Source organism: Chryseobacterium sp. SN22, from assembly GCF_008329705.1.
GTDB lineage: Bacteria > Bacteroidota > Bacteroidia > Flavobacteriales > Weeksellaceae > Chryseobacterium.
Genome location: NZ_VTSX01000006.1, coordinates 81,352 through 94,663 on the forward strand (window position 1 = coordinate 81,352; position 13,312 = coordinate 94,663).

The 13,312-nt window shown below is 37.7% G+C and carries 11 protein-coding genes; 1 reads left to right on the forward strand and 10 read right to left on the reverse strand.

The window, feature by feature from the left end:
* The first annotated feature begins 43 nt into the window (after positions 1-43).
* The gene (locus FY557_RS05390; protein WP_149246266.1) at positions 44-607 is read left to right on the forward strand and encodes an NADPH-dependent FMN reductase; all 564 of its coding nucleotides are present in this window, start codon (positions 44-46) and stop codon (positions 605-607) included.
* A gap of 590 nt (positions 608-1,197) precedes the next feature.
* Here the strand turns inward: FY557_RS05390 and FY557_RS05395 are convergent.
* The 10 genes from FY557_RS05395 to FY557_RS05440 all read right to left on the reverse strand — a co-directional run bounded on the left by FY557_RS05395 (position 1,198) and on the right by FY557_RS05440 (position 12,713).
* Positions 1,198-1,887: a hypothetical protein gene (locus tag FY557_RS05395; RefSeq protein ID WP_149246267.1), complete on the reverse strand. Its 690-nt coding sequence runs from the start codon at positions 1,885-1,887 to the stop codon at positions 1,198-1,200.
* A 17-nt stretch (positions 1,888-1,904) separates the two neighbouring features.
* Positions 1,905-2,327 (reverse strand): hypothetical protein, encoded by a 423-nt coding sequence (locus tag FY557_RS05400; protein ID WP_149246268.1) that lies wholly within the window; start codon positions 2,325-2,327, stop codon positions 1,905-1,907.
* Between the two features lie 290 nt (positions 2,328-2,617).
* A complete protein-coding gene (locus tag FY557_RS05405; protein ID WP_149246269.1) occupies positions 2,618-3,259 on the reverse strand; it encodes an imm11 family protein in 642 nt (213 codons plus the stop codon).
* Positions 3,260-3,261: 2 nt separating this feature from the next.
* Positions 3,262-4,146: a hypothetical protein gene (locus FY557_RS05410; RefSeq protein ID WP_149246270.1), complete on the reverse strand. Its 885-nt coding sequence runs from the start codon at positions 4,144-4,146 to the stop codon at positions 3,262-3,264.
* 207 nt (positions 4,147-4,353) lie between these two features.
* On the reverse strand, positions 4,354-4,860 hold the full coding sequence (locus FY557_RS05415) for an imm11 family protein (protein WP_149246271.1): 507 nt from the start codon (positions 4,858-4,860) through the stop codon (positions 4,354-4,356).
* Positions 4,861-4,886: 26 nt separating this feature from the next.
* A complete protein-coding gene (locus FY557_RS05420; RefSeq protein WP_149246272.1) occupies positions 4,887-5,594 on the reverse strand; it encodes an AHH domain-containing protein in 708 nt (235 codons plus the stop codon).
* A 349-nt stretch (positions 5,595-5,943) separates the two neighbouring features.
* Complete coding sequence (locus FY557_RS05425) at positions 5,944-6,750, reverse strand: hypothetical protein (protein ID WP_149246273.1); 807 nt, start codon at positions 6,748-6,750, stop codon at positions 5,944-5,946.
* 1 nt (position 6,751) lies between these two features.
* A complete protein-coding gene (locus FY557_RS05430; RefSeq protein ID WP_149246274.1) occupies positions 6,752-10,462 on the reverse strand; it encodes a hypothetical protein in 3,711 nt (1,236 codons plus the stop codon).
* Between the two features lie 403 nt (positions 10,463-10,865).
* Complete coding sequence (locus FY557_RS05435) at positions 10,866-12,350, reverse strand: contractile injection system tape measure protein (protein ID WP_149246275.1); 1,485 nt, start codon at positions 12,348-12,350, stop codon at positions 10,866-10,868.
* Between the two features lie 48 nt (positions 12,351-12,398).
* The gene (locus FY557_RS05440; protein WP_149246276.1) at positions 12,399-12,713 is read right to left on the reverse strand and encodes a hypothetical protein; all 315 of its coding nucleotides are present in this window, start codon (positions 12,711-12,713) and stop codon (positions 12,399-12,401) included.
* Positions 12,714-13,312 lie beyond the last annotated feature (599 nt).

Here is a 13,312-nt window from a genome sequence, read left to right on the forward strand (position 1 = left end):
TTTCTGGCTTGGTTCTTGAAAGCGTAAAGTAAACTTACCCATTATGAGCAACCGAATCGGAATTATTGCCGGAAGCCTGCGTAAGGCTTCACTCTCGAAAAAACTGGCCCGGGCCGTCGTTGATTTACAACCGGAAGGATTCGAATTTGAAATCCTCTCCATCGACAACCTCCCCATTTACAACCAGGATTTCGACGATTTCAACGAAGTTCCTGAGTCGTACACGGAATTCAGAACAAAGCTGAAAGATATTGAAGGCTTCATTTTCATCACCCCGGAATACAACCGTTCCATCCCGGGTGTCTTAAAAAATGCCATAGATGTCGGATCCAGACCTGCAGGAGCAAGCGTCTGGGATAGCAAACCGGCAGCCGTTTTCAGCAGTTCGCCGGGAAACCTTTCCGCTTTCGGGGCCAACCATCACCTGAGACAGTGTTTCGTATACCTGAATCTCCCGACCATGCAGCAGCCGGAAGTCTACATCGCCAACGTGACCGAATGGTTTGACGATAACGGAAACATCAAAAGCGAAGACAACAGGAAGTTCCTGAAATCGGCCATTGATGCGTATGCGGAGTGGTTTAAAAAAACCAAAGGAAACCAATAATTGATTTTCATTTTTGCTGATCTGTAAATTCGCAGAGAATACAAGGCTGCCCGGTTTTAGGTGGCCTTTTTACGATTATTAGGATTGATTAAGTCTGGTAATCCCATGTGAAAATTCAGATGACTGTTATTCTTCGTTTAATGAATCCTTTATTAAAAATTTTCTAAAATGCCATAAATCAACTATTCTTATTTTTCTGTTATTTTAAATATTTTTTATTCTTGCTAATAGATTGGGCTGCCATATCCCTGACATTTCTGTTTCCGGTAAATCCTGAACCTGCTATACCTTTTCCTAATGGTGATACAATTTCAATTCTTCTTTACCAATAAGCCTTGCTTGCATTTCATCTGCTTCAAGTTTCTCTCCTATCTTTTTGCCCTGTGCTAATTCGTCATTTATATGTCTCACTTCACCTGTAGCCAGTAAAACCCAAAGGTTAACGTTTCCGTATAAAATTTAAATCCTTTGACAATAATTTTTTAAGCTTTTGAATAAAGCTAATACATTAAAAATTTGTTTTTCCTAAAATAAAAGAGGCTGCCAAAATCTTTGCACAGCCTCTTTTAGATTATCAAGTTAGGATTTAATTATTCGATAATATTTTTGTTTTCATCAATCCAATTAACATGACGAAACCAAACACCATCTTTTTCATTGAGTTTTATATATAATCCTGAAAGACAATCAATAAAATTCTGTGTTACAATTGGTTGATTTAACCCATCTTGAAGTAAAAAAACATCATCATCGTGCCAGCTGTCTTTATAGACATTTCTTGTAAGTGGATCTTCAGTATCTTGTCCTCCTGTTAATTCAGGATTCACCATAGATCTTATTCCATCTCGTGATAACATTTTTTTATTGGCTTTACACACTTCACATTCAGTAGGATCAATAATTTTGAACCATTCATCAATATCTCCTTTAGCTTTTCCAAGAACTTCTAAATAATAAAAATTAGGTAATTCTTTTTGGTATGCTCCTTTTCCAAACTTACGGATACCTCCTCTTTGTTCAGAAAAGGCAGTTTTTATTGGAGTCAATTTATATCCCGAAATATTTTTCTCATCTAACTTTTCTTTTAAACGTTGGGAAATGAAAAACAGTGCAGATCCACTAATAATATCTTCCCCTCTCCATCTGTCAAAAACATAAGTAATATCGGTGTACTGTGTTTTTCTTCTCTTGCAAGATTCACATATAATAACTTCTGTTTTAACTGTATTTGGGCTTAATTCTCCCATTACAGGTACTGCTAATAAAAAATTTATTTTCATATATTAAATTTCGTTATTTACTTGATGGCATTTTCTACAGCTGATTCTGCAGCTAAATCCATCGGGTTATTATGTAACCACTGATCTGTAAACTCTTGCAACCCTTCTTTGGTTAATCCTTCTCCCATCTCATCAGTATATCTAAAAGAAGCTTCAAAAAATTCATCGGTGTAACTGGCAAAATTAATAAATGAATTGACAATTTGTTTATCTGTCATTTGTAAGATGTCTTTATTTAAATCTAATAATCTATACATTGTATCCCACATATTTCTTATTTTCGACAAATGGACAACATCATTAATAATTCCTTGCGGCACACCTTTTAATCTTCTTGCATTATTGATAAATGTTTCTGTCATAGAACTCACAAATCCGGTTTTTTGTTGTTCAATCATGTGATGAATTACCTTACCTTTCGAAGTTTCTCCTGTAAACATCTCAAAAATCCTTTTATAATTAATATTATCACTTCTTGAGATTAATCTCCAGTCACCTCCTGTCCACTTTTAAGATACTTTATTTCTTTACGGACTTGAACTTTTGAAATAATATCAGATGTTTCTATTTTTTCAATGTCACCACTCGCCAGTAAAACCCAAGGGTTAATACTTCCGTAAAGATAAAATTTAAATCCTTTGACAACATTTATTTGAGCTTAGTCAAAGCTTAAATAAAAAACCGAAACTCTAAAAAGTTTCGGTTTTTATTTTTATTTTCATTTTTAATTTTATGCTTCGATATAAAATTCATTATTTTTATATTCTTTAAATAATATACCGGAAATATTAGCTTCTTCAAGAGCTTTTTTAAGTGATTCTGAAACTAAAAGAGCTATATTAAAAGGAGAACGAAATAAATCAGGAGTCTCTTTTAAAAATAATTTTACTGGGCGTAAAAAAGGAGCTCTTTGTTCTTCATTATCTATCTTAACTATTTCATCGGTTTTTAAATCTTCAAATACAGACTGACTAAAATCAAGAATTTCATTTGCATATATCAGATGAAGAAAAAAATAATGATTTTTAACCAATTGCTGTGCCAAATTTTTGTCGGCTGCAATCAATGAACAATTATAAAACTGAAAGTTCTTAACATAAAAATCTTCAATTAAATCCTTAAATTTTTTATCTACAAAAACTCCTATGGAAGAATGTAACATATGTGAACTTAATACTTCTGTAAGCTTTGCTGCTCTTTTAAAAACAAAATTTTCTAAATTGGGATTTGTTTCTGGAAAAGATCTCACAGATAGTGTCTCAAAATTGTTAGGAACTTTAAAGTATTTTTGTGGTACATCTACTTGTGGATATGTTCCAACAATTTCACTTTCCGTAGACAAGTCCATTTCATAATAAATGACTTTTTTCATATCTAATATTTTTTATAAAAACTTTTTAGTATTTCATTATATACTGTATCTGGCACTAAATTACCCATTCCTTCGCCTTGTCTAAATAAATCATCTACTTTTATTCCTTTTTGTTTAGATAATACATCTAATTCTTTTAGCATCCTAGCAGATAATTCTTCCGTAAAATTTTTTGCCATGGATTTATTGTAATTTGGTAAATGTATAAATTCAACTCGAAATCTTTCTAGCATTTTATCAACTACACGATTATAAAAAGGGTGACTTGCATGCACGCCATCAATTAATCCTAATGATTTACTGAATTTTTTAAGATTGATACCATTTACTTTAGTATTCACTTCAAATCCTGCATCTATGGCATCTTGATAAATTTTACTTTCACCAATTGCTGAAATTGGAAGTGCATGGTGAGCTTCATCGCCAGCAGCTGTCTTAAGGTTTTTTCTAAGCTGTGCTCTGTTCTTTGCTGCATCTTTTGCTGCCTGAGAAATGTTAGGATCACCAAACCAAGCAGGATCTTTACTACCTTGATAAATCTCATTCTTTGCATTGGAAGTTGTATCTAATTCCTTAAATTTCGTTTTTAATGCATCAACATCATCAGAAATTTCAACCAGCTCATCAACAAACTTACTAACACCTCCTTTTTCTAAAGCTTCCTTAGCACTTTTAGCTCTTTTGGAACTATGACTTCCAACAATGAACGCTTCCTCAGTACCAACTTTTACTTTATCACCAACTTTTCCTAATTTTGGATCATCTACAAATTCTAATTTTCCACTTGCCAGTAAAACCCAAGGATTAACACTTCCGTAAAGATAAAATTTAAATCCTTTGACAACAATTTTAGAACGTAACATAAAAAACTCCGCAAAAGCTGCCAACTTTTGCGGAGTTTTATAAGAATGTGAGATTAAGTTTTATTTGATTTCAGTAAATTTTATTCCATGGAAATTTTTACCTTCTATTATCTGCTTCATTTTTTCATTTACTGCAATTCTTAAAGTTGGAATACGGTTCATTAGCTCATTTAGGTATTTTTTCAGCTTTCGCTATTCCCATTTTTAAAACTTAAATAATTAAATGTAAATTTAAAAAGTAAATTTTTCGATAGGGACAAACCTAAATCCCTTTAGGTTATATGAAATTATTTTATCTTTAAGTTCTTCATCTATAAATACTCTTGAAAGATTTTTAACAGTAAAGATATCTTCATTAATATCAGTGTTAAATACCATTTTGTCTACACCTCTTATTTTCTTATCACTTAAAACAAAAAGTTCAGATTTTTCATAATCTATACAATCAAGTTCAACATTTACTTTCATTAAATATATATTTAATGGTTCATCTGTATCTATATGGTAAACCGTTGTAGGAGTAAATACTATATCAGGATTATTCAAGGATTTAAAGAAGTTTTTTGCTTTTTCTGACACTCCAAAACATCCTGAAATATAATCAGTGTCATTTGTGCCTTGATAATACGTTTTGGGAGATTGCTTTTTTTGTAAAACCAATTCCAAATTCATGTCGAATTCCGAGCTAACATATTTATCTCCATTTTCAATTTCATGCTGAATTAAAAAGTATTTCATAACAATGTATTTAATATTATTAATAACTATCCTAGTACTTTTAAAGTATTTTTATCCGTTAAGGTTTGTAACCATTTCTTTCTTTCTTTTATCATTTTATAGAATCTTCCTTTTACTAATTCTTTGTCACTTTTGGATAAATTTTCAAATCCTTTAAAGAGGTCATTTAAATCTTCTTTTATCATGTTGTTGTAATCAGGATGTGTCTGGTGTTTTGCTCTATTCCAGAAATTAGCAGGAATTTCAGAATCTTTTAAAGTGTTTTTCGCATTTTCTACTACCTCATCAAACTCTTTTATAGGCGGAAGCATTGTTCCATTAAATGCTTTATCTAAGTTAATTCCTAATTCGTCAAACACTTTACCAAATTGTATTTCCATTTCTTTAGGTATAATATGATGAGCCTCATATCCTTTAGACACTGCTTCCTCTGGTAACAATCCTTTTTTATTTCTGCTTTTTATTTCCTTATTAATAGCTGATTTCAATTTGGCTAACGCACTTGTTGAAGGAGATTTTAATTGATTTTTTATTTTTTCACTTTTTTCAGCAGCTGATAACATATCGTCAGCTTCTATCTTATCTATTTTTTTAAATATTTTTTTATTTTTATCGAGAGATTGAGCTGCCATATCTCTAACTTTTCGACCTCCACTAAATCCAGAACCTCCTATGTCTTTTCCTAAAGGTGATACAATTTCAATATCTTCTTTACCAATAAGCCTTGCTTGCATTCCATCTACTTCAAGTTTCTCTCCTATCTTTTTACCCTGTGCTAATTCGTCATCTATATGTCTTACTTCACCACTCGCTAGTAAAACCCAAGGATTAACACTTCCGTAAAGATAAAATTTAAATCCTTTGACAATAATTTTAAATCCTTTAAATTTAAATCGTTTCGCTAAGTTTTCACCTAATTCATCTAAATTTTTAGCACCTTTAGAGATTCGTTTACCTAAGCCTTGAGTAAAAAACTCCGCAAAAGTTTTAAGCTCTGCGGAGTTTTGTTGATAATCCTTTTATTAAAGGAGATTAATTTCAATAAGCATTAATTTTTTTACAATCGTTTGTATAAAATTTTGCTCATTCTATTTTCAAAATTTCTAATGCTTCATCTAAGCTAAAAAACAGTTTAGAATTTTTTATAAAACCATAGGTAGTATCTGTATCCTCATTGATTATATAGCTTAATTTAGCTGGATTACTATCAAAGTCTTGATAACTAGGTATAAAATCCTGTAAGTATTTATCTAAATATTGATATTTAAAATCTGTAATATCAATGATAACATGTCTCACCTGTGAAAATTTTAAAAATTTATTTAGAGTGGAATAAAACCTTTTTGTTTCCAATATATCGTCATCAATATCATTAGTAAATCCAGGATATTCTCCTGTTATTTTAAAGTAGCCCAACTTATTTGTTTTGTCGTGCTTCATTTCAAAGGAAAAAAAATGAATATGATTTAGTGCTTCAATAAATTTAGGTTTATTATACTTATCATCATATATTCTTATTTTTCCATCAAAATATTTTTTTCTCATTAAAGAAGAGCAATAATTTATAGCATCTAATTCTGTATCAAAAACATTTTTTTCTTCAATTACAAAATTTCCTTTTATAAAAATAAATGTATCTTCATAGATATAATTTAGCTTAAAAGGATGACTTGTATTATTTTGTAAGTTAGAAAAGTCTACGATTCTATAGTAAGAATCATCATGAAATTCATCGTTAAAATAAAATTTAAGTAGTTCTAATTCTTTGTCTAAATCTATTTTTCCTACAACTGTAATTATAGGGACGAAACTATCACTTTTAGTGAGTTTCCAATAAACTGTATTAATTGTAAAGTTTACTTTCGGTGTTGTATATGTTTCTAATTTCATATTAAAATATTATTTCTTTACCTGTCAATGCATTTTCTGACAAAATTCGTACGGTACTTTTCCTACCGAGTTGATTTTTGGTTTCTTTTGCAAATACTTCTTCTAAAATTTTTAAATAATCTGAATCAATCTTCATTAAATCTTCTTCTTTTAAAGATTTTGTAACATTATTCATCTTTTCAAATAAATTATTTTTTGTAATAAATTTACTATCTATAATAAAAAAGTCTAAATCAGCTTTTGGGTTAGAGAAAAATTCTAGTCCGTTTTTTGAAGATGTTCCGGATAAAGAACTACCTCTTAAACCAACTTGGATATCTATCCTACCATGATTTTTTAATAAATTTTTTAATCTACCTAATCTTTCTGCTAGTTCTCCCGCAGATGTAAATCCACGTATTATCTTTCCTTTCCCAAAGTCTATTTCTTTTGATCTTTTATTTGTTTTTTTGAAAGAATCTTTTATTTGTTTTTCAACCGCATCATCATCAATTTTACCCTTTGCTAAAGGAACTTTAGGATTAATTATACCATACAAAGTAAACCATCTTCCTTTTAATTCTAAAGAAAATCCTTTAAATTTAAACCTTTTCGCTAAGTTTTCACCTAATTCGTCTAAGTTTTTAGCACCTTTAGCAATTCCTTTGCCGATACCCTGAACAAAGAACTTCGCTTTACCGGCCTGCTTTACAAATCCTTTACCTGTTGCGACCAATGCATTTTTACCTGCTTTCAGGGTACTCCTGGCACCTGCTTTGGCTAAATTGAATACTCCCTTCACACCGCCTTTCGCTGCTGTCTTTAAAACTTTAAACAATGCGGCGGAATCGAATAAAAGTATGAAAAGTAATTCAACTAAAATAATTCCGATCGCCCGGGCCAGTGCTTTTCCTGCCGAAGCAATATTTCCTGCCCATCCGTCCGTCATAAAGGTCTTGAAGAAACCACTGGCTTTTGCAACAGCCTGTGCCATCATGATAGCCGCGAAAATCTCAAGCGCAGGCGGGATCAGCGCAAAAATGGCTCCTGCGGTAAGGATTGCCAAGGCAGTTATACCTAGAACAATTGCAGCTCCAATACCGATATATTTCCATTTATTTTCTGCCCAGTTTTTCTTTATTCCCGACCACATCTGTTCCTTCAGATAGTACAAACGAACGCCCGGAGTCCATGGTCCGACCAGTTTCATATCTTCAGGCATTGAGCCTGCAGTAGCTGGCTGCTTACCGGAAGCATTTGAGGTATCCGTACTTGGTGGTGACTGGCTGTTTTGGTATTTGATAAACCAATCAGCCTGCTCATACGGATCGGCAGGAATGTTTTGGTTTTCTGCCACATCGCCTCTGCTTTCTGGTTCTCCCGATCCCACAGCAGATTGCTTAAAGCTATGGATGGTATTCTCATTGGCTCCGAAATTAATTTCACCGTTGCTGTCCTGTAATTGGGCCAGAAGTTCCGGACTCAGTTCCATATCATCGGTCACTGGGTCTACATGGAAATCACTTTCCTCGTAAGAGTTTTTTCCCAATAGATCAGAATATGCCAGGTCAGGATCCGTTCCTGTCGTTTCAGCCATTGCTGTTTTCTCAAAAGGCAACGGCTGTGTGATGTCCATGCCTAGAAACTCTTCGGAGATTTGTCCCATAAAGTTGTCCGGCATTAGCATCGCGGAAGCAGTTAAGTTTGCTAAGCCCTTCATAATCTTTATCATCCCCGCCACAATAAAATTAACCGCATCGAGGATCAGATTATACACCGCCTGTAATGAGGCTAATAAATTATCTACAACATCAGCTAGGAAATCAATCACAGCCACCACCGCTTTTTTAAAGACCTCAAAGGCCTGATTCACCAGCTTTTCGGCAACGGCTACGTATTTGTCTATCCGGGCTTTCAGGCGGTCCCTGATACCGGGGAATGCGGCCAGGGCAATGTCCAGAAAGCCTTTGATGACGGAAGCAAATGCTTTGATCAGGCTGACAATGGCTTTCCGCGCCAGTTCCAGGGCTGCCAGCACCAGTGTTTTGGCCGCTTCGAAAATAGCTTTAACGGCATCCCTGAGCTTGGTGAAAATATAGTTCAGCGCATCTTTCAGGGCGTTGATGAAGGCCGAAGCCTTATCAGCCACCCAGCCAAAGAACCCACCGCTGGCTTTCTGCTGTTCCGCTTTTTTCTGCCGGGCTTCGGCCTGGGCGGCTTCTTTCTTCTTGCGCGCCTCCGCATTGGCTTTATCGACATGTCCCTGGGCAGTGGTTTCGCCTCTGCTTTTTTCCGTTTTGATATGTCCCAGCGTGGCTTTGGCGTGGTCACCGGACTTTCTGGCAAAATCGGCTTCTGTTTTATCCAGTGCCTGCTGCCACTCAACCCTGGAGCCGTGGACGTCCGACCGGGCATCTTTTACGGTTTTCAGCTGCTTTTCATGCGACCGGTCCTTTTCGGTTCCGATCTGCGTTTCCGCTGTTTTTTCCTGTTCCAGCACCTTTTGGTCATGCTCCAGTTCGGCAGCCTTGTATTTTTCATTTTCTGCGCCGATTTTTGTCCGGATGACCGGGGCAAACTGGGCGTTAATACCGGCTTCGTCAATACCTTCCAGCTTGAGTGTTTCAAGAGGCTGCTTTTTCACCGCTTTGGCGCTTATTTTCCGCGAAGGCTTAAGGATCTGGTCCTTTGGTTTTTTAATGATGTCGTTTTCGCCGTAGTCTTTATGAATATCACTTTCCGCATAATCCTTGTGGATGCCCATGTCATGAGCCGCTTCCTGCTGTTCGATAGCGAGATGCTGCGTATCGGCTTCTCCCGTCAGGTGTACCCAGGTATCCTGCTGCATGGCCGCCGGAATGGCTGAGGTATTCAGTTGGAGATTGCCCAATACATGCTGAGCCTGCTTTTCCAGGCCTCCGGTTTTGCCTGCTGCATTAAAAGCGTAGCTGGTCTTTTTCAGAGGCTCGCTTTGGGTAAAAGAAATTTCCTTCGGTTTAGGTTTTTGGGCAACCGGCTGAATGGTTTTTTTACCGGGCTTCGCTGTTTTCTTTGCCGGACCCGCTTTACGTTTCGGTTTGGAGTCGGTAAAGGCACTGCCGGATTTTGCATTCACTTTAGGAAGCCCGTGCGCTGCTTTTTCAGCTTTGGTATTGAAAAGCCCGGCGCTGCTGTCCTGGACGGCATTGAAATGAGCCGCCAGCTCCGTAGCAGGAGCATGTGACAGCTCGGCCAGAGCGTCGTCCGCATTGCCGGAACCTGCCGGTATCGCTTTCTGCTGAGCTTCATTCTGTATTTTGTTTTCCTGGTAAGCCGCCGCCTGCTCCTCCAAAGTCTTTGGCAGGTAGGTGCCGTTTTTCAGGTTGTGGTAATCCCGGATCTGATCGATGCTTAAGGTGGAAATATAGCTTTTCTCCAGCTTTTTGGTCTCGGGGTGGTTGATATCTCCGGTTTCCGCCAGGCTTTCCTGAAACTTACCGTACCGGATTTCGGCGCCTTTGTCGTAAATGGTTTTTGAACCGTGGACCGGAGCGATGGTTCCGTTCAGGCTCATCCTGTTGGAATAAGGGTTGGCCGATCCGGCTGTTACGGCGGTACTTTCCGGTTTCTGAGATTGTAAATTGGCAACTTCGGTTACCGGCAGGGGGACCACCACCGGCTTTTCGGGCTTCTGTTTTTTGCCCGGGCCGTGAGGATTGCTACTGCCTTTATGTAAAGGTTGTGCTGCTTCCATGGATAGATTTTTTTAATTGAAATTTGTTTTAAAGTAATATAAAGCACTGCCGATATTGCCGCGCTTTATATACTACCGGATGATCGGGAAGAACCGGACCGGTTAAATTGTTTTTAGATTAAATCACCTGAAGCAACGCCCGGCCGATAGTTAATCGGTAATGCCGGGCCGCTTCCGGCTTTGTTCTCGTGTTTGGGTTTTCAGGTTTAATTTTTCGGAAAAATGACTGTTTTTATATTCAGTTTGTTAAATCAGCTTGCTTTATTTTAAAGACCAGAGCGATTGGGAGTTTTAATTAAATTTTTATTGGACCTGATAAAAAAACATTTTGATATCCATAAATCCTGTAAGTATCTTAACTGAAAGTACTTCCGGCACCCGGCTTCCCTCTTCCAGTCTTTCATTACCAGTTCACATACATAAACTTTTCCTTCCACGGCAGTTTCACCAGGCCGATGCCCCAGGCCAGCTTGTCCAGCAGGATGTCCTGGGTTTTCCGCTCTACGGTGAGCGTATAATCGTAATCAGTGACCACCAGTTTGCCGGGACGCCGGAAAAACTCATTCTGCAACAGGGCGGCGGATGAATTTTTCATCGGGCTCCAGTTGTGCAGGACACTTTCAATGACGTTTTTAGCCTCGGTTTTATGTTTGCGTGACAACTTAATATGCCGGCTGATGGGCCGATGCGCCGGGATATTGCACAGGAATTTCTCAAAAACCATGTCATATTCGGGGGCATTTGTCTTTCCGGTAGCGATGTAATGTAGCAAATGGGCACCTAATTCCGGATCTAGAAGCTGCCGCGTTTCCGGATCCAGAAGTCCGCAATGCTCAAAAAGGGTTTTGATGAATGGATGGATCAGGATAAGTCCGGCATTTTGTACGTACTGGCCGTCATCGGGTATGGCTTCTTCAGGAATTCTTTCCTCCGATACTGCTTTTTCAAATAGGGACTGCTCTTTCTGAAGAATGGTTTCTAAAGAAGGTTCTGTATGCTCCTTAAGATCCGGCTGACTGGTTTTCAGAACTTCCGTAATCTCTTTCTCAATCTCCTGTCCTTTAATGAAAGGAAACACCCTGACAATCATTTTCAGATTCTTCTGTATGGCTTCTGCCTGTGATGTTCCTGCCGTTATTGCTTTTACAATCTGTTGCACCAGATATTCCCGAAACTGATCGCTTGACGAGGCCGTATATTCTGATACCACATGCAGTATCAGTTGCCAGACCATTAACCGGTCGGGCGGGGCGAGTGCCGAGACAGAACGGATCACTTCCGGCTCCGGGATAATTTCCGTTTTCTGATCTTTCAAAAGCACCCGGCACAATTGGGCAAGCTGAACATCCGGCAGCTGATGAATGAGCCGGTTCCGTACTTTTTGTTTGGATAAAACAGGCTTTATTGCTTGCGGGAAACCGTCAGATGAAATCATGGCTTCAAATGTTTTGGTTTCCAGGAAATTAATCCCTTTTTTACCGGGATTCCACCAGGGCATGGTTCCATGTTCCAGAAAGTAGACAAAGGTCCGGACCATTTTTTCCAGGTTCCCGACCAGATGGGCTGCGGTGCTGTTTTGCGGTTCCTGCTCCGCACTGAAAACGGGTTCGGCAATTGCCGACAATTCTTCCTTGAAATGCTGAATGATCGTATTTTTCAGCTCTGCATTCAATGCGCTGTTTTTTACCTCCAGATCCAGCTCCAGTTTGGGGATCTGCAAGGTTTGGCCCGGGAATCTGCGTTCTATGGCATTAATGTACTTTTCGATTTCCGGAAAAACGTCAATCGATAAAAAATTGCTGATGTCGTCTTTGATGCCGTAGGCCTTTTCTCTATTGCCGACGGTAATTTCAACAAAAACTTTCTGAATGATAGGGTCCTGGTTCACGTAAAGGAGGTTTGATTAAACATGGTGACTGCTGCCGTATGGTTTATTTCAGTTGAATTCCCCGCCCCAGAATCCGGCAGGGCAGAGGCTGGCTTTCGACTTCTGTTTTGCACTCAGCCTGCATCCGCAGCCTCTGATGAAGCCTTCTTTCGGAGCATTCAGCACTTCCATGGTCTGCGGGTTGATCCATTTCTGGGTATCGCAGTTATTGCCGTTTTTCAGCGGGCAGGCATTGCAGATTTCTTCCCTTACGGCAAAGACGTATTCCTCATTTTGATCCGCCAGTCCCAGTTTTGAGCGGAGTTCGTTAAAATGGCCGCCGATGATCTCATTGCGCTGGCCGAAAATTTTCTTAATATTCATTGGATTAGGTTTTAAATTGTGGGGTCAAAATTAAAAGAAGAAAATCCGTTAAACGAACGATACGGCCCCTCCGTTCAGTCTTTGCAGTAAAGAGAAACATCGGGTCTGTCTGAACCGGCTGGTATCAATCTACCGTGGGGATGCCGGAAGTTCCTTTTGTCGAAAAGATGAAGGTTTAATGATCAAACAAAATCTTTTGTCACTGATTAAAGGGGAACTTTATTTTTGATCCTTATCCAGTAACCTTTATTTTTTATCTTCTGAGATGAGCAGGACATCATGGAATCCCGCAGGCTTAGCTGAACGAATTTTAAACAGATTTTTAGTTTTATTAAAAAGTAAAAACAGTCCGACAGGTGAATTACGTTTTAAATACCCGGGAGCTCCGGCTGTAGCTGAACCTATAAAACTTCCGGCCGTCGGCTTCTCTTTTCTAACTTATAAATCACCTTTTAACTCCGGTTCAGATTAACGGTAAAATTAAAATAATCACTCTGTCTGGATTTACTACTTCGCCCCAGCGGCAGGATATTCTTTTATTCTAAATATTTCTGTCGGTAAAATAAGATATTGATTATTAAATATTTAAATCATTATTT